The 16,032-nt window shown below is 70.5% G+C and carries 17 protein-coding genes and 1 pseudogene; 8 read left to right on the top strand and 10 right to left on the bottom strand.

The features are described 5' to 3' along the window. The first annotated feature begins 42 nt into the window (after positions 1–42). The gene (locus tag Aco03nite_RS15640) at positions 43–780 is read left to right on the top strand and encodes a calcium-binding protein (protein ID WP_203795815.1); all 738 of its coding nucleotides are present in this window, start codon (positions 43–45) and stop codon (positions 778–780) included. A 55-nt stretch (positions 781–835) separates the two neighbouring features. Here the strand turns inward: Aco03nite_RS15640 and Aco03nite_RS15635 are convergent, their stop codons facing one another. The 7 genes and pseudogenes from Aco03nite_RS15635 to Aco03nite_RS15610 form a co-directional block, all read right to left on the bottom strand. Continuing rightward, entirely contained in the window at positions 836–1,948 is a 1,113-nt protein-coding gene (locus Aco03nite_RS15635) for an alpha/beta hydrolase family protein (protein WP_203795814.1), read from the bottom strand. 80 nt (positions 1,949–2,028) lie between these two features. Beyond that, positions 2,029–2,358 (bottom strand): annotated as a pseudogene (locus Aco03nite_RS54075) (thioesterase family protein); the annotation flags it as partial. Beyond that, entirely contained in the window at positions 2,247–2,840 is a 594-nt protein-coding gene (locus tag Aco03nite_RS15630) for an acyl-CoA thioesterase domain-containing protein (RefSeq protein WP_275415872.1), read from the bottom strand. The pseudogene Aco03nite_RS54075 and the gene Aco03nite_RS15630, both read right to left, overlap by 112 nt. Positions 2,841–2,891: 51 nt before the next feature. Further along, a complete protein-coding gene (locus tag Aco03nite_RS15625; RefSeq protein ID WP_203795813.1) occupies positions 2,892–3,215 on the bottom strand; it encodes a hypothetical protein in 324 nt (107 codons plus the stop codon). Positions 3,216–3,334: 119 nt separating this feature from the next. Further along, a complete protein-coding gene (locus Aco03nite_RS15620) occupies positions 3,335–4,018 on the bottom strand; it encodes a CE1759 family FMN reductase (RefSeq protein WP_203795812.1) in 684 nt (227 codons plus the stop codon). Next, positions 4,015–5,160, bottom strand: coding sequence for a CE1758 family FMN-dependent luciferase-like monooxygenase (locus tag Aco03nite_RS15615; RefSeq protein ID WP_203795811.1), 1,146 nt, complete (start codon positions 5,158–5,160; stop codon positions 4,015–4,017). The genes Aco03nite_RS15620 and Aco03nite_RS15615 overlap by 4 nt, the downstream gene beginning before the upstream one ends. 105 nt (positions 5,161–5,265) lie before the next feature. Then, complete coding sequence (locus Aco03nite_RS15610) at positions 5,266–5,739, bottom strand: MarR family winged helix-turn-helix transcriptional regulator (RefSeq protein ID WP_203795810.1); 474 nt, start codon at positions 5,737–5,739, stop codon at positions 5,266–5,268. Between the two features lie 78 nt (positions 5,740–5,817). Here Aco03nite_RS15610 and Aco03nite_RS15605 point away from each other — a divergent pair, with 78 nt between their 5' ends. Next, positions 5,818–8,052: an ATP-binding protein gene (locus Aco03nite_RS15605; RefSeq protein WP_203795809.1), complete on the top strand. Its 2,235-nt coding sequence runs from the start codon at positions 5,818–5,820 to the stop codon at positions 8,050–8,052. A gap of 85 nt (positions 8,053–8,137) precedes the next feature. Next, on the top strand, positions 8,138–8,971 hold the full coding sequence (locus Aco03nite_RS15600) for an alpha/beta fold hydrolase (protein WP_203795808.1): 834 nt from the start codon (positions 8,138–8,140) through the stop codon (positions 8,969–8,971). Between the two features lie 60 nt (positions 8,972–9,031). On the opposite strand, the gene Aco03nite_RS15595 is transcribed toward Aco03nite_RS15600, so the two are convergent. Both Aco03nite_RS15595 and Aco03nite_RS15590 read right to left on the bottom strand, forming a co-directional pair. After that, complete coding sequence (locus Aco03nite_RS15595; RefSeq protein WP_239145192.1) at positions 9,032–9,820, bottom strand: SAM-dependent methyltransferase; 789 nt, start codon at positions 9,818–9,820, stop codon at positions 9,032–9,034. A 48-nt stretch (positions 9,821–9,868) separates the two neighbouring features. Further along, positions 9,869–10,954 carry an S-(hydroxymethyl)mycothiol dehydrogenase gene (locus Aco03nite_RS15590; protein ID WP_203795807.1) on the bottom strand — a complete coding sequence of 362 codons (1,086 nt, stop codon included), beginning with the start codon at positions 10,952–10,954 and terminating at the stop codon, positions 9,869–9,871. A gap of 112 nt (positions 10,955–11,066) precedes the next feature. On the opposite strand from Aco03nite_RS15590, the gene Aco03nite_RS52930 reads away from it, so the two are divergent. Continuing rightward, positions 11,067–12,302, top strand: a complete 1,236-nt coding sequence (locus Aco03nite_RS52930) for a LuxR C-terminal-related transcriptional regulator (protein ID WP_239145191.1) — start codon at positions 11,067–11,069, stop codon at positions 12,300–12,302. Positions 12,303–12,454: 152 nt separating this feature from the next. Then, positions 12,455–14,125 (top strand): serine/threonine protein kinase, encoded by a 1,671-nt coding sequence (locus tag Aco03nite_RS15580; protein WP_203796136.1) that lies wholly within the window; start codon positions 12,455–12,457, stop codon positions 14,123–14,125. A 102-nt stretch (positions 14,126–14,227) separates the two neighbouring features. Here Aco03nite_RS15580 and Aco03nite_RS15575 read toward each other — a convergent pair whose 3' ends face one another. Then, complete coding sequence (locus Aco03nite_RS15575) at positions 14,228–14,842, bottom strand: hypothetical protein (protein ID WP_203795806.1); 615 nt, start codon at positions 14,840–14,842, stop codon at positions 14,228–14,230. A gap of 192 nt (positions 14,843–15,034) precedes the next feature. Between Aco03nite_RS15575 and Aco03nite_RS15570 the strand changes: the two genes are divergently transcribed. From Aco03nite_RS15570 to Aco03nite_RS15560, 3 genes are read left to right on the top strand one after another with little or no spacing between them, the layout of a single operon-like run. Then, complete coding sequence (locus tag Aco03nite_RS15570) at positions 15,035–15,241, top strand: hypothetical protein (RefSeq protein WP_203795805.1); 207 nt, start codon at positions 15,035–15,037, stop codon at positions 15,239–15,241. Further along, the gene (locus Aco03nite_RS15565) at positions 15,238–15,627 is read left to right on the top strand and encodes a hypothetical protein (RefSeq protein WP_203795804.1); all 390 of its coding nucleotides are present in this window, start codon (positions 15,238–15,240) and stop codon (positions 15,625–15,627) included. Before Aco03nite_RS15570 ends, Aco03nite_RS15565 begins: the two co-directional genes overlap by 4 nt. After that, the gene (locus Aco03nite_RS15560) at positions 15,627–15,908 is read left to right on the top strand and encodes a hypothetical protein (RefSeq protein ID WP_203795803.1); all 282 of its coding nucleotides are present in this window, start codon (positions 15,627–15,629) and stop codon (positions 15,906–15,908) included. Before Aco03nite_RS15565 ends, Aco03nite_RS15560 begins: the two co-directional genes overlap by 1 nt. The last annotated feature ends 124 nt before the right edge of the window (positions 15,909–16,032 follow it).

The following is a 16,032-nucleotide window of genomic DNA, read 5'->3' as shown; positions in this document are numbered from 1 at the left end:
ATCAATATAAGATCCCGGTCGACAAACACGATCGGGGGATCAATGTTCGATACGTACCTGAAGAAGAACCTCAAGAAGATAGCCGCGATCGGCGCGACCGCCATGGTCACCACGGTGTTCCTCGCCTCTCCGGCGCAGGCGGCCACCGCTGCCAAGGCCGAGGTCAGCGGCAAGAACAGCACCGTGGTCCGGTTCACCGCCGGAGCCGGCCAGAACAACAACCTGCGGATCACCGTGTCCGGCCGGACCGTGACCCTGAACGATCAGGTCGCGATCAAGGCGGGCAAGGGCTGCAAGCCGGTCAAGGGCGACAAGACCAAGGTCAAGTGCACCACGTCGCGTACGCCCACCGAACTCGTGGTCAAGCTCGGCGACCAGAACGACCTGCTGAACAACGGCTCCGCTGTCCCGATGTCCGCCTGGGGCGGCGCCGGCGCCGACGCGATGAGCGGCGGCACCGGCCGGGACCGGATCTACGGTGGCGCCGGCAACGACGACATCCTCGGCAGCAAGGGCGCTGACCTGCTCGACGGCGGTGCGGGCGACGACGTCCTCTACGGATTCGAGGGCAACGACCGGCTGCTGGGCGGCCCCGGTTTCGACATCCTCTACGGCATGACCGGCAACGACACCCTGATCGGCGGCACCGGCCCCGACTGGCTGTACGGCGGCTCCGGCAACGACGCCCTCTACGGCAACGCCGGTGACGACAAGCTGGAGGGCGACTCCGGCAAGGACAAGCTGGTCGGCGGCGCCGGCAAGGACGAGGTCAAGCAGTAAACCCGGCGGTCTTGCGGGTCCGGCCACTGATCCGGCCCCGCAAGACCGGTTCGGATCAGTGGACGACCACCTCGGGATAGCGCACCGACGGCCGGTCGAGCAGCGGCTGCGACCTTCCCCGCAGATGCCGGTCGAGGAACGCGCGCACGTAACGACGGGTGATCTCGACGGTCCGCACCCCGCTCAGTTCACTGCCCAGATCGACCCCGATCTCTTCGGCGAGCAGGTCGTAGTCGGTGAACGAGGCATGCACCGCCCCGGTCACCGTCAGCCACCGCTTCCAGCCGAGAAGCCGCTCCCAGTCCCGATCCCATGTCGGATCCGCGCCCCCGGGCCGGTGCGCGGGCTCCCCGAGAAACAGGAACGGCCGGTCGAGACCCGCAGCGGGCACCGGCTCGAACATGGTCCCGTCCAGATTCGCGCCCACATCGACACGCCGATCGTGCAGCATCGTCTCGGCGCTGCTGGCCCCACCCAGCGAACTGCCGACCATCGCGATCCGTTCCGGGTCGAGCAGCCCCGCCCCCGGCCACGGGGTTCGCTCCCCGAAAAACCGATCAAGGACAAAGGACACGTCGACGGCCCGATTCTGTACGGCCTGAGCACCGAAGTCATCCACCTCCTCCAGCATGCAGGCGGCACAGGTGGCGACCCGCCCGTCCGGAAAGGTGGTCGCGAACGTCTCGTAGGTGTGATCGATGCCGATCACGGCGTACCCATGGCTGGAAAGATCCTCGGCAAGCGCCGTCAGGGAACTGCGCGGCCAGGTGAACCCCGGCGACAACACCACGGTGGGCAGTGACCGGGCCCGCCCGGCCGGAACAGCATCCGGATATTCGTGCGTGCGGGTGCCACTGAGCGAATCCCCGGGCACGTCGGCGATCCCGGCCCCCCGCAGAATCGCCTCGGACTCGACAGCGCTCAGATAGCGGGCGGTCTCCCCCACTGCCGAGGCAGCCGGATACCACACGGAAACCATGAGTTCCCGATCCCCGGATGCGGGCACCCACGGATCGGCCCGCCCCACATCGGTCAGATGCAGAGTGGCAACGCCGACCGGATAGGGCCCGGTGGGAGCCGGAAGGACCGGGCTGGACGAAGCGGCGGCACCACCGGGAACGGCAACACCACCGAGAACAAGAGCCGTCAATGCGATCAGGCGTTTCATGAGAGCTGATTCTCAAGCGCGCTACATCGGCAGACATCTACCTCAGGTTCGACCCGCATCGTCCCGAAGTGATAGTCCCGTCAGCCGCGCCGTTGCACCAGAAGGGGTTGAGCAGTCTCCGCCACGAACCCGTCCCGGTCATGGACCTGCCCACGAGCGATCCCCATACCGTCCGCCCCGATGGTGGTGTGGGCCCGCAGAAACATCCATTCGTCCAGGGGCTCCCGCAGCATGGTCACCGTGAGGGTAGGCGGAATCGAGAGCCACTCGGTGATGGGAAGCCGAACAGAAAGCCCGTTCACGGAGTCCGCCACGACAAGAAGCCGCTCCACAGGCAAGGTGACCTCCCCTTCGACCAGCGGAATCCGAAGCCGGGCCCAGACCTCCGAGCCCCCAGGCGTGGAGTAGCCCCCACTGACGAACCGCCATTCAACAGCCCGCCCATACCCCCAGTCCGGACTGACCCCGTCGAAGAACCGTTGAGGCTGAGCCCCCGGAACACAGGAACACTCTCGGCATCCGCATGCTCAGCAGTGACCCCCGGATCGACCCGAATCCGCCACACGGTCCCGGTGACGGCAAGCTTCCCGTCGACCCAGAGCCGAGCGGCGACAAGCTCAACCCTTTTACCGGGCCGGACAACTTCAGCTTCGGTACGAACGACCCCGCGCGGAATCCCCCCGAGCATGTCAACGGTGACCCGCCCGACCCGCAACAGTTCATCAGGCCGAGTCCGCAGAGCCGCCCGAGCCAACAAGGCAGCCGGAGGCCCGCCATGTTGCAGAGCGGAGTCCCAGGGACTGGCAGTGGCGTCCGTGGCCCGAAATTCGTTCTCCGACAACCGCTCATAGAACGCCCCGGGCAGAGCCCCATCCCCCTCAGCCACCAACATCCCCTCCCGATCAGCAAGATGCCCAGCCTCGCAGGCCCCACACCGGGGCGTCTACGAGGACTCGACGGCACCTTGTCGTTCGGTTCCGGTGTCGAAATGTGTGTCCAGGTAGGCGGTAGGCGGGAGCGGGCTGTCGCGGAGCAGGGAGAACAGTTCTGCGCCGTGTTCGGGACCGGCGTCCATCGCATAGACCTGCGCCAGGCCCAGATATTCACCGGCGACATCGGAGGCATATTCGGCCGCCTCGGATTCAGCCAGGTTGACCGCCTGCTCCGGGGATGACGCCCGCCAGAGCGTGATCCGCTCCTCGTATGTCCGGAACTCGGTCAGCCTGAACACGCACCGAACCGAGTACCAGGCCTCTTGGTCGTCCACCCACGGATTATGTCGCACCCGGCCGATAGTCTCTCGGAGCCGCGAGGTTGAGGGTGGATGGCGCCGCCGCGCCGATGCCGGAACGGCGACGGCGGCGTCCTGTGCGAGGTGTCAGGGGATCAAGGCTCGCCGCGGGCCAGGCGCATCAGGTCGGTGTCCAGGTTGATGCCGGACGGGGTTCGGGTGGAGCGGGTCGCGTTGCCTCCGAAGGTGTGCTGGTACGCCGACCAGCCGCCGTCGGCGATGTCCCGGCCCACCCCGCTCGTCATCAGGGCCGCGAGTTCGGCGGCGGCCCGGTCGATCCGCTGGGACGTCTCCGCCGCTGCCCAGTCCTCCGGTGCGGCGAACAGTGACGTCGGCACCGGTATCGCCCGCAGGTAGGCGAACAACGGCCGTAGGTGGTCGTCGACGACCATCGCGTGCCGGGCCGAACCGGCCGTGGCCGCCAGCAGGACCGGCTTGGCGATCAGCAGGTCGTTGTCCAGGACGTCGATGAACGTCTTGAACAGTCCGCTGATCCCGGCCTTGTAGACCGGCGTGGACACGATCACCGCGTCCGCCGCGGCGAGCAGCTCGACCGCTTCCTGGACGGGACCGGCAAGTAACCCGCTGACCAGGCCGCGAGCGATGTCCGCGGCGATCGGTGCGAGTTCGACGACGTGGACGTCGGTGCCGGGCAGCCGGGTGACCACGGCCCGCGCGGCCCGGTCGGCGAGCATCCGGGTGGTCGACGGCTCGCTGACACCGGCGCTGACCACAGCGAGCCGGAACGCCGGCGGGACCAGCGGCGGGACCAGGTTCATGCGGCGTCCAGATAGGGCACGGCACCCGACGTGTTGTCGCCGCGGTTGGGCCGGGGCCGCGCCTCCCGGGAACCACCGGCGGCCTCGACCAGCGAGGCGTGGGTCGGCGCGTCCGGCACACCGGGCGCCCGGCGTGACCCCATTTCCTTCCGCAGTACGGGCACCACCTCGGTGGCCAGCAACTCGACCTGTTCCAGCACCACCTCGACCGGCATCGAGCCGAGGTCGAGCGCCCACAGCTGCCGCTGATAGTCCCCGAACCCCTCCTGGAAGGTGAGCGTCTTGTCGATCACCTCCTGTGGCGAGCCGACCGACAGCGGCGTCCCGGTGGCGACCTGTTCCAGACTGGTGCCCTGGAACATCGGGTAGCTCTCGAAGTACGGCCGGAACCGCGAGTACGCCTCCTGGGACTTCCGGGCGATGAACGCCTGACCGCCGAGTCCGACGATCGCGTCCTGCGCCCGGCCGTGCCCGTAGTCCTGGAACCGCTGCCGGTAGAAGTCGACGAGCGGCTTGAAGTGGAAGTTCGGCGCCAGGATGTGGTTGGCGAAGTAGCCGTTGCCGTGGAAGGCGGCCTGCTCGGCGATCTCCGGCGTGCGGATGGCGCCGTGCCAGACGAACGGCGGCACCCCGTCGAGCGGCCGCGGTGTGGCGGTGAATCCTTGCAGCGGGGTACGGAACCGGCCCTCCCAGTCCACGACGTCCTCCCGCCACAGCCGGTGCAGCAGGTTGTAGTTCTCCAGCGCGAGCGGCACGCCGTTGCGGATGTCCTGGCCGAACCACGGGTAGACGGGCACGGTGTTGCCCCGGCCGAGCATCAGGTCGAGCCGGCCGCACGCGAGGTGCTGCACGAACGCGTAGTCCTCGGCGATCTTCACCGGGTCGTTCGTGGTGATCAGGGTGATCGAGGTGGACAGCAGGATCTGTTTCGTCTCGGCGGCCAGGTAGCCGAGCAGCGCGGGTGGGCTGGACGCCACGAACGGCGGGTTGTGGTGCTCCCCGACCGCGAAGACGTCCAGGCCCAGCTCGTCGGCGGCTTTGGCGATCCGGATGGTGTCCTGGATGCGCTGCGCCTCGGAGCGGGGAATGCCGGTGCTGGGGTCGGGCGCGATGTCGCCGACGCCGAAGATGCCGAACTGCACGACAAAAGGTCCTTTCACTTTTCGGTACGGCGGTGAAAAGGACCGTGCGGGTGCATACGTGCCGAAGCGCGCGGTCTCTCAAAACGGTCTGTTAAAAGCGGTCTCTCAAAGAGGGTCCAGACCGAGGTGCCGCCGCAGGGTCGCGGTCAGCTCCTCGACCTGGTCGAGCTGCTCGTCGGTGAGGGCGTCGGCGAACATCTCCCGAACCGCCCGCAGGTGCGGCACGGTAGCGGCCCGGAAGGTCTCCGCACCGGTCGCGGTCAGGGTGACGTCGATGCCGTGCACGTCGTCGTCGCAGGGCACCCGCCGGATCAGGTCGCGTTTCTCCATCCGCCCCAGGTGGTGCGACAGCCGGCTGCGCTCCCACCCGATGGTCACGGCCAGTGTCGAGGACCGCATCGTGCCGCCGGATGCCTCGCTGAGCGCGAGCAGCACCTGATAGTCACCCGCCGACAGTGACGTCTCGCTCTGCAGCCGGGCGCCGAGACGGCTGCGCAGCACCTCGGCGGTCTCGACATAGCCCCGCCACACGTGCAGTTGCTCCCGGGTGGGCAGCGCCCGCCGTCTACTCGAACCCATCGAACCTCCCGGATTGACGTGCCAACACTAGCTCGCTCCGAATTGACACGTCAACCACCCCGATGATCTGCTGGTCGCGTGTCAACCTTCAGTACCCGTCTACGTGCCCTGCGCCAGGACGCCGGGATGACGATGGAGCAGCTCGCGGAGGCCTCCGGCGTCAGCGCCCGGGCGATCAGCGACATGGAGCGCGGTCACAGCAGAGCCCCGCAGACCCGTACGCTGGCCGCTCTCGCCGACGGACTCGGCCTGGACCCGCGGCAACGCGCCGGGCTCGCGGACATCGCGCGCCAGAGCCGCTCACAGACCGGCGCCGGACGCCCCCGCCTGTGCGAACTGCCCCGCACCATCGGCGACTTCGTGGGCCGGTCCGCCGAGCTGGAGCAGGCGGCAGCGCTCACCGAAGAGGGCAAGGACGTCGTGGTGGTGCACGGCCAGGCCGGGCTGGGCAAGACGGCGTTCGCGGTCAAGCTGGCCGAGGATCTGGCCGGCCGTTTCCCGGACGGCCGGTTCTACCTGGACCTGCGCGGCACCGACGACGATCCGATGGCCGTCGGGGAGGCGCTGGTCCGGCTGCTGCGGGCCTGCGAGGTGAGCCCGCGGCGGATCGCCGAGACCGACGAGGAGCGGTCCAGTCAGCTGCGGGCCGTGCTGCGCGAGCGCCGGTGCCTGCTGGTGCTGGACAACGCCGCCAACGAGGCGCAGGTGCGGCCGCTGCTGCCCGGCGACGGTCCGGGGATGGCCGTGGTGACGAGCAGGCGGGTGCTCGGCGGGCTGGATGACGTACGGCGAATAGCTCTTGATCCTCTTGCTCCGGAGGAGTCGGCGACGCTGTTGCAGGGCATCGCGGCGCAGGCCGTGGACCCGGCCGTGGCGGCGGAGGTGGCGACGGTCGGTGAGTTCTGCGGGCATCTGCCGCTGGCGCTGCGGATCGCCGGCACCCGGCTGGCGACCCGGCCGGCGTGGACGGTGGCGCATCTGGTCGCCCGGCTGGCCGACGCGGACCGGCGGCTGGCGGTGCTGGCGACCGGGGACACCGGGGTGGCGGCGGCGTTCGCCCTGTCGCACGCGCAGCTGCCGGAGGAGGCGGCGACCCTGTTCCGGCGACTGGCGCACGTGCCGGGGGTGGATTTCGCGGCGCCGATCGCCGCGGTGCTGACCGGAAACGATCTGCCGGATGCCGTCGACGGCCTGGAGCAGCTCGTCGATCTGGGGCTGCTGCAACCGGAGGGGGCCGACCGCTACCGGTTCCACGACCTGATCCGGTTGTACGCCGCCGAACGGCTCCGCATCGAGGAGCCGCCGGGCACCCGCGCCGAGACCGCCCGGCTGATGCGGGACTGGCTGCTGGCGACGGCGATCGTGGCCGGGCGCTGGTTCGAACCCGGCTACGGCTGCCTGCCGGACGGCTGGTCGGGGCTGGTGCCGCTGGCCACCACCGAGGAGGCGGACGCCTGGTTGCAGGCCGAGGCCGGGAACTGGCTGGGCGCGCTGCGGGTGGCGGCGGCCGCCGGGGACGACCAGCTGGTGGTGGACGTGGCCGAGTCGATGCACTGGTTCTCCGACCGGATGGTGTTCTGGGCCGGCTGGTACGAGGTGTACGGCATGTCCCGGGCCGCCGCCGCCCGGCTCCCCGACCGGGCGCAGGAACTGGCCCACCTCAACTATTTCGCATGGGCGGCCATGCTCCCGGCCCGCCGGCCGATCGAAGGCGCCGAGATCGCGATGGGCGCCTACGAGCTGGCGGTCCGGCTCGGCGACAAGCGGCAGCAGGGATGGGCGCTGCAGTACGCGGCGAGCGCCTGGCGGTTCAGCCGCACCAACCTGGACCGGGCGTACCAGGCGGCCCTGGAGTCGTTGCGGGTGTTCGGTGAGATCGGCGACCACGACGCGTACGTCCAGCAGTTTCAGGGTCTCGGGCTGCTGCTGATGGATCAGGGCCGTCTGGACGAGGCGATCGAGCAGTTCCGCACCGCGATCCGGGAGGTCGCCGCCCGGCCGGTGTCGCCGATGCCGGCCCGGGGCGCGCTCGCCGGGGCGCACACGTTCATGGCCGAGTGCCTGGTCCGCGCCGAGCGCTGGGCGGAGGCCCTGGCCATGGCGGAGGCCGCGTTGCCGCTGGTGGACGGGTTCGCCAACACGTCGATGACCGGTCAGGTGCATCTGACCCTGGCCCGGGCCCGGATCGGTCTCGGCATGCCCGCGATGGCCCGGGACCACCTGGTGCTGGCGTTGCAGATGATCGACCGGAACCTGCCGGACCACATCGGCCTGGCCCGGGAGCAGCTGGCCGCGATCGACGGTTCTGCGTAATTTCCTGCGTGGTCCGGGCCGCCGGGGGCCGGTTGACTGAAGGTGAGGCCGCACCGCACCGGTGTGCCCGCACGAGAGGACCCCCATGGGCTTCGTCACCACGTCCGACGGCACGCAGATCTACTTCAAGGACTGGGGTACGGGCCGCCCGGTCGTGCTCAGCCACGGCTGGCCGCTGAACTCGGACAGCTGGGAGGCGCAGCAGCTGTTCCTGGCGTCCAACGGTTACCGGGTGATCGCGCACGACCGTCGCGGGCACGGCCGGTCGGAGCAGACCTGGCACGGCAACGAGATGGACACCTACGCCGCCGACCTGGCCGCCGTGATCGAGCACCTCGACCTGCGGGACGTCACCCTGATCGGCTTCTCCACCGGTGGCGGCGAGATCTCCCGCTACATCGGCAATCACGGCACCGCCCGGGTCGCGCAGGCGGTGCTGGTGTCCGCCGTACCGCCGCTGATGCTGCAGACCGACGACAACCCGGGCGGTCTGCCGCTCGAGGTGTTCGACGGCATCCGGGCCGGTTCGCTGGCCGACCGCTCGCAGCTGTACCAGGACTTCGCGAACGGCCCGTTCTTCGGCGCCAACCGTCCCGGCGCGCAGGTGTCGCAGGGCATGAAGGACGCGTTCTGGCGGCAGGGCATGGCCGCCGGGCACCGCAACACCTACGAGAGCATCGCCGCGTTCTCGGCCACCGACTTCCGTGGTGACCTGGCCAAGTTCGACGTCCCCACGCTCGTCGTGCACGGCGACGACGACCAGGTCGTGCCGTTCGAGGTGGGCGGTCAGGCGTCGGCCGCGCTGATCAAGGACGCCGAGCTGAAGGTGTACGCGGGTGGCCCGCACGGCATCACCGACACCCACAAGGACCAGCTCAACAACGACCTGCTGACGTTCCTGAACTCCTACAGCGCCTGATCGAACGGCGACGGGCCCGGCGCTACGGGATCAGCGCCGGGCCCGTCGAACCGTCAACCGTCAGGGCTTGCGGCCGACCGCTCCGAACTGGTCGATCTCCGGGACGTCGTCCTCCGGGCGCCAGCGGGTCACCGGGACCATGCCCGGCTCGATCAGCTCCAGGCCGTCGAAGAACGAGACCAGGCGCTCCGGGCTGCGCAGGTGGTAGGGCTGCGCGGCCGACTCGTTCCAGATCCGGGCCGCCTCGACGTTGGCCGGGGTGATGTCGGCGCCGTCGTAGGTGGCCAGGTAGCTGCCCGACGGCACCGCCTTCATCACCTTGCTGACCAGCTCGGCGGCGACCGAGTCGTCCTCGATGTGGCCGAGCACGCCCATGAACAGCACCGCCACCGGCTGGGACAGGTCCAGGGTCTTGGCGGCCTCGCTCAGCACCGCGTCCATGTCGTACATGTCGGCGGCGACGTAGTCGGTGACACCGTCGGGGTGGCTGGTGAGCAGCGCCCGCGCGTGCGACAGCACCAGCGGGTCGTTGTCCACGTAGACCACTTTGCTGGACGGTGCCACCTGCTGCGCGACCTCGTGGGTGTTGTTGGCGGTGGGCAGCCCGGTGCCGATGTCCAGGAACTGCCGCACGCCCGCCTCACCGGCCAGGTAGCGCACCGCCCGGATCAGGTAGGCCCGGCTGAGACGGGCGTTCTCGGCCAGCTCCGGCCGGGAGGCGAGGATCTGTTCACCGACCGCCCGGTCGATGGCGAAGTTGTCCTTGCCACCGAGCAGGAAGTTCCAGATCCGTGCGGTCTGCGGCACGGTGGCGTCCAGCGTGGGGGGCACATCCCGGTCGTTCGGCACGAGCGCTCCTATGTGGATCAAAGATCACGGGCGCCACCATGGTAAGCCCTAGAAGATCACTACGGAACGCAGCACCTCCCCGGCGTGCATGGTGTGGAAGGCCTTCTCGACGTCATCGAGACCGATGCGCTCGGAGACGAACTTGTCCAGCGGCAGCCGGCCCTGCTGGAACAGGTCGATCAGCATCGGGAAATCGCGTTCCGGCAGGCAGTCGCCGTACCACGAGGACTTGAGCGAGCCACCGCGCCCGAAGACGTCCAGCAGCGGCAGTTCCACGGTCATCTCCGGCGTCGGTACGCCTACCAGCACGACCGTGCCGGCCAGGTCCCGGGCGTAGAACGCCTGCTTCCAGGTCTCCGGACGGCCGACCGCGTCGATCACCACGTCGGCGCCGAACCCGCCGGTCAGCTCCTGGATCGCGGCGACGGCGTCCACGGCCGACGCGTCCACGGTGTGGGTGGCGCCCAGGTCGGTGGCCCACTGCAGCTTCCGGGCGTCCCGGTCGACGGCGATGATCGTGGTGGCCCCGGCCAGGCGCGCGCCGGCGATGGCCGCGTCGCCCACTCCCCCGCAGCCGATGACCGCGACCGAGTCGCCCCGGCCGACCGCGCCGGTGTTCACGGCGGCCCCGATGCCGGCCATCACACCGCAGCCGAGCAGCCCGGCGACGGCCGGATCCACCGACGGGTCGACCTTGGTGCACTGCCCGGCGTGGACCAGGGTCTTGTCGGCGAACGCGCCGATACCCAGGGCCGGCGACAGCTCGGTGCCGTCGGTCAGCGTCATCTTCTGCGTGGCGTTGTGGGTGGCGAAGCAGTACTGCGGACGGCCCCGCTTGCAGGCGCGGCACTGTCCGCAGACGGCACGCCAGTTCAGGATCACGTAGTCACCGGGCTGCACGCTGGTGACACCCGCGCCGACGGTCTCGACGGTGCCCGCGGCCTCGTGGCCGAGCAGGAACGGGTACTCGTCGTTGATGCCGCCCTCGCGGTAGGTCAGGTCGGTATGACAGACCCCGCACGCGGCGATCTTGACGACCACCTCGCCGGGACCGGGGTCCGGGATGACGATGTCGACGAGTTCGACCGGGGCGCCCTTGGCACGGGCGATGACTCCACGGACCTGCTGCGGCATGGATGTTTCCTTCTGTTGAACGGAAACCCGACCATATGCGGTTTCCGGCATATTGCCTCCTGATCGGGATGCCAGGAAAACCTGGTCTTCCGGACAGGTCTAGAGTGCGGCGGTGAGTACTGAGCTGACCGGGCTGCGCGAGGTCGTCGACGGCCCGTTGCACGAGATCGCCGGGCGGTTCTCCCGGTTCCTGGCCGCCGACTGGCCGCACACCGCGCTCGTCGTCTTCACCAGGGAGTGCACCGGCCGGCCGCGCAAGGTCGCCGGGGCCACCGAGATGGTCAACCGTGTCACCCTGGCCGAGTTGGAGCAGGTCAAGGCACGTGTCGAGCCGGGGCGGCCGATCGTCACCACCGCCACGATCGCCGGCGAGAAACGTACGATATGGGTGGTCCTGGATCCGGTCGACACCCTGCTCGTGCTGATCCCCCGCAGCGCCGCCACCGAGGTGCCGCAGCCCGCGCGACTGGCCGGGATCCTCGGCATCGTCGCGACGTCGATCCGGCAGCAGGTCGCCCAGGCCAGCCCGGACTACCTGGCCGAGTCCCGGGCGGCGTCCAGCGAGCGGGCCCGGACCATCGCCGAGATGGCCGCGGCACACGAGACCGCGCTGGTCACCGTGCTGACCACGCTCCGGTCCACCGCGCTCGACGACGGCCGGGCCCGGCGCGACGCCACCGAGACCGCGTCGGCGGCACTCGTCGCGCTGCGGTCCGCTCCGGCATCCGACCAGGCGGCCTCGGAGGAACAGGCGACAGCGGTGTTCGCCCGGTTGCGCCGCGAGGTCCGGCAGATGTTGCGACATCATGACGCGGAGCTGGAGTTCGTCGCCCCGAACCGGGACGACTGCCCGCTGCCGGGTGAGATCGCGTTCGCCGCGCACGCGATGTCCCGCACGGTGGTGCTGGCCCTGACCGCCCAGCCGTCGCTGGACCGGCTGCGGATCGCCTGGCAGAGCCGGGCCGATCAACTGCTGATCGACGTACGCGACCAAGGCCCCGGCCGCCTCGACGTGGCCGCTCTCCGGCGCGAGCTGGACGGCCGCGCCCGCACGCTCGGCGCGACGGTCGAGGTGGACACGGTGCCCGGCTGGGGCAGCCGCGCGGTCGTCACCCTGCCACTGGCGGCGGCCCCCGACCGGGCCGGCGAGAGCGAGAACCGGCTGTCCCGCCTGAACCGCCGCGAGCTGGAGGTGCTGCGCCTGGTCGCCCAGGGCAAACGCAACAAGACGATCGGCGCCGAGCTGGGGGTCACCGAGAGCACGGTCAAGTTCCACGTGGCCGGCGTGCTGAAGAAGCTGGAGGTCAGCTCCCGGGGCGAGGCGGCGGCCCTGGCCCTGAACACGTGAGATGTGCCGCACGTCACTGGCCGGCAGAGGGCCTGACGGAATGTCTACACACGTGCAGGACACCATAAATCGATCTATCCCGGTATCTTGCCGCAGTGTCGAATGTGATCGCAGGACGTTACCGGCTGGTAGATCAGCTCGGTCAGGGTGGCATGGGGCGTGTCTGGGCGGCCCGGGACCAGCTGCTCGACCGCGACGTCGCGATCAAGGAGCTGGTGCCGCCGCCCCGAATACCCGATTCGGAACTCGCTGAACTGCGGGAACGCGCCATCCGGGAGGCACGCGCGATCGCCCGGCTGGACCATCCGAACGTGGTGCGGGTCTTCGACGTGGTGTTCAACGGCGAGGACCCGTGGATCGTCATGGAGCTGGTGCCGTCACGTTCCCTGTTCACCACCGTCCGTGACGACGGCCCGATGCCCCCGGACCAGGTGGCGCGCATCGGCCTCGGTGTCCTCGCCGGACTACGGGCCGCCCACCGGGCCGGGCTGCTGCACCGCGACGTGAAACCGGGCAACGTCCTGCTGGCCGACGACGGCCGGGTGGTCCTGACCGATTTCGGACTGGCTCTCGTGGCCGGGGACGCCGGAATGACAAGCACCGGAGTGGTCCTCGGCTCCCCGCAGTACCTGGCGCCGGAACGCGCCCTGGACCACGAGATCGGCCCGTCCGCCGACCTGTGGTCGCTGGGCGCCACCCTGTACGCGGCGGTCGAGGGCCGGCCGCCGTACGTCCGGTCCTCCCCGATGACCACCCTGGCCGCGCTGGCCACCGAACTCCCCGACGCACCGGAACGCGCCGGTGAACTCCAGCCCGCGCTGACCGCCCTGCTCCAGCGGGATCCGGACCGGCGCGCGGACGCCGAGACCGCCAAGCGGCTCCTGGTCGCGGCCACCATCCCCGGCACCCCGCGCCCCGCCGACGTGCCGGTCTACGCCGAGCCCACGTTCGCCACCCCGAAGCTCCGGTCCGCCCCGGGCGCCGCCGGGGCCCCGGCGGCGGCCGTCCCGTCGCAGGCTGTTCCGTCGCAGGCTGTTCCGTCGCTGGTCGCTCCGCCGCCGGCCGCACCTGGCGGCCCGGACTCCGCGCCCTCGGGTCCGGCCGTTCGCCCGGCCGCCGGCAATCCCCGGGTCAGGTCGGCCGTCCGGCGGTCGGCGCTGGTAGCCGGCGGGGCCGTGGCGGCGCTGCTCGTCGCCGGCGCGATCGCCTACTCGCCGCTGGCGGGATCCGATCCGGCGTCCCCCGAGGCGTTTCCGGTGGTGTCCCAGCCGCCGGGCGCGGCAAGCGCCACCCCGCCGCCACCCAGCCCGGCGGCGACCGTCTCCGGCACACCCCGGCGCGGCGCCTCCGCGGGCGCCGCGGCACCGGGTGGGGAGGCCGCGGCACCGACCGGCAGCCGGAAGAAGACCACCAGCCCGCCCGCGTCCAAGTCCCCCACGCCCGGGGCCGCCGCCACCGGCTCGCCGTTCCAGGGCGTAGGCCCGAAGACCTGCCTGTACGCCCCGGCGGGTGGCGGCCAGATCGTGACCAAGGCGTGCGCAGGCACGGACGCCGGCCAGCGCTTCACGCTGGCCTCCGACAAGACCCTGCGGGCCCGCGGCAAGTGCGCGGAGGTGGACGGCGCCGCCAACGGTTCCCTGGTGACGCTGGTGGCATGCACCGGCGCCCGGGCCCAGCAGTGGACCTACAACGCCTCGCGCGAACTGGTCACCGCGGAAGGAGGCGGTTGCCTGGACATCCCGTACGGCAAAGAGACCGAAGGCCTGGCGATGTGGATCTGGGTGTGCGTCGGCAAGGAGAACCAGCAGTGGAGCTGCCTGTGACCGATCCCGGCGCGGCGGGCGCTCCGCCGGGGCAATGCCCGTCGGTATACACCCGCAGTCCCCGGGCCGACGGCAACGCCGGACCGCTCGCCGGGGCACCGGTCAATTCTGGGCCACCGGCCAGAGGGCCCGCGGGTGGCAGCGGGCCGGGCAGGCGAGCAGGTAGATCTCGTTGCCGAGGAAGAGCTGGGCCTGCTCGGCCCGGTCGTCGCGCATCGGCCACATGTCGAAGCCGAAGTTCTCCGGGATCTGGCAGAGCAGGGTCATCTCGGTGCCGCACGCGCACCAGTGGGGTTCGGGCTCCTGTGCCCAGGACGGGGTGCCGCCCAGTTTGAAGCCGTGCGCGTCGGCCGGGCCGGTCTCCGGCCGCAGTTCCAGGCGCAGTGGTCGCAGGAGCGGCTCGGCGGCGGCAGCGGGGGCATCCGAGCCGCTGATCGATATCTGCCAGAACACCCCGTCGAACGGGCTGGTGACCTCGTCCCAGTACCGGTCGGGGAGCCGGGCCGGGCCGTACGCGGCATCGTCGTGCACCGGGCACTGGAAGACCGTGAGGTGACCGCCGTCCGGGATGTCGACCTGGAAGAAGAAGACCATCCGTGCGCCGCAGTAACAGGACGGCCACGGCTCGCCGGCGGGCCGGAACGGGGTGCCGCCGACGGTGTTCCGGTCGCCGGGGCCGGCGGGTGCGGTGGTGATCTCGATACGCGCGGGTGACATCGCGCCAAACTAGCGGCTCCGGTTCGTTCACGTCGGGCATGTCCGCTGTACGCATTGGCGTGTGTGAATCGCTACCGGCCGTCTTCACCCTTTTCAGGACATGAGCATCGTGCAGTTCTCCGTGGCCGGGCTGGCCGCGATCGCGCTGGGCGGCCCGGCGCCCGCGTCGAGCTGACCGACCGGATCGACGGCGTGTTCGGGGCCGGCAAGCTGACCGCGGCCGTGGACGTGACCGCGTCGGCGGACGGCGCGGCACTGCCGGTCACCACCGGTTCCAGCGTGCTGTGGCGGGTGCCGTGGACGCTGGTGCACCTGCTCCTGCTGGTCGGCGCGGTGCTGGCGATCCGCCGGTGGCGGCGGCGCGGGATGACCCCGGTGCCGGCGGCCGTCCATCCGTGAGCGTCACGCTGGCCCTGCTCCTGGCCCTGACCCCGTCTCCGGTCGCGGCGCCTGACCTGCCGCTCTCCGCGGCGCGGGTTTCCTCAGCGGCGCCCGAGGTGCGGGTGGATCAGCCGGCCACCCGGGTCGGTACGACGGTGGTGGTGCGGCTGACCGGCTGGCCGTCCGGGGCGGTCACCGCCGAGATCTGCGGTAACCAGGCGCAACGGGGTTCGCTCGACTGCGCGGTGGCCGCCGCGGCGCCGGCCGTCGTCGGCATCACCCGCGCCACGCTGGACGGCCCGGGCGTGTCCGGTGAACTCCTCGGCGGGACGGCCCACCGGACGATGGCGGTCGAGGTGCACAACCCCGGCACCGCACCGCACCGGTCGCCGAGCCGCGGCTGATGGTGGCGGTGGGCCGGCCCGGCCGTCCGACCAGCGGGGCCACCACCTGGGCGACAGGCACGCTGGGCCCGGGTGAGCACCGGACGGTCCGGATCCCGGTCACGTTCGAGGGGCCGGTGTGGGGGCACTACACGGTGCGTGTCGACGTGCGGGGCGCCGACCGGCCGGTGGTGGCGTTCGCGCATTCCCACACGTACCCATGGCTGTGGATCCTGCCCCTGATTTTGATCCTCGGGTGGCACTTGCAGCGGTCCGCGGGTAAGAGCGATAGATCATCCTAGGCCCGCAGATGCCAGCCGAAAAGGCATCTTCCGGCCGCATCTGCAGAGTTCTTCACATCGTGATGCTCATTGCCGGATGTAAATAGGTTGTCATCGATCAGCCCTTTCGGGCGGGGTCCTATGT

The organism is Actinoplanes couchii, assembly GCF_016862075.1.
Taxonomy (GTDB): Bacteria; Actinomycetota; Actinomycetes; order Mycobacteriales; family Micromonosporaceae; genus Actinoplanes; species Actinoplanes couchii.
The sequence above is the reverse complement of the archived record's forward strand: the minus strand, read 5'-3'. Positions and strand labels throughout refer to the sequence as shown.

Excerpts from the sequence above, each read along its gene's own strand:
- Aco03nite_RS15630 (WP_275415872.1), bottom strand. The coding sequence starts at position 2,840 with ATGTTGGTGGCTGAGGGGGATGGGGCTCTGCCCGGGGCGTTCTATGAG.
- Aco03nite_RS15620 (WP_203795812.1), bottom strand. The coding sequence starts at position 4,018 with ATGAACCTGGTCCCGCCGCTGGTCCCGCCGGCGTTCCGGCTCGCTGTG.
- Aco03nite_RS15580 (WP_203796136.1), top strand. The coding sequence starts at position 12,455 with ATGGGGCGTGTCTGGGCGGCCCGGGACCAGCTGCTCGACCGCGACGTC.
- Aco03nite_RS15590 (WP_203795807.1), bottom strand. The coding sequence starts at position 10,954 with ATGCCGCAGCAGGTCCGTGGAGTCATCGCCCGTGCCAAGGGCGCCCCG.
- Aco03nite_RS15635 (WP_203795814.1), bottom strand. The coding sequence starts at position 1,948 with ATGAAACGCCTGATCGCATTGACGGCTCTTGTTCTCGGTGGTGTTGCC.
- Aco03nite_RS15575 (WP_203795806.1), bottom strand. The coding sequence starts at position 14,842 with ATGTCACCCGCGCGTATCGAGATCACCACCGCACCCGCCGGCCCCGGC.
- Aco03nite_RS15600 (WP_203795808.1), top strand. The coding sequence starts at position 8,138 with ATGGGCTTCGTCACCACGTCCGACGGCACGCAGATCTACTTCAAGGAC.
- Aco03nite_RS15640 (WP_203795815.1), top strand. The coding sequence starts at position 43 with ATGTTCGATACGTACCTGAAGAAGAACCTCAAGAAGATAGCCGCGATC.
- Aco03nite_RS15560 (WP_203795803.1), top strand. The coding sequence starts at position 15,627 with ATGGTGGCGGTGGGCCGGCCCGGCCGTCCGACCAGCGGGGCCACCACC.
- Aco03nite_RS15610 (WP_203795810.1), bottom strand. The coding sequence starts at position 5,739 with ATGGGTTCGAGTAGACGGCGGGCGCTGCCCACCCGGGAGCAACTGCAC.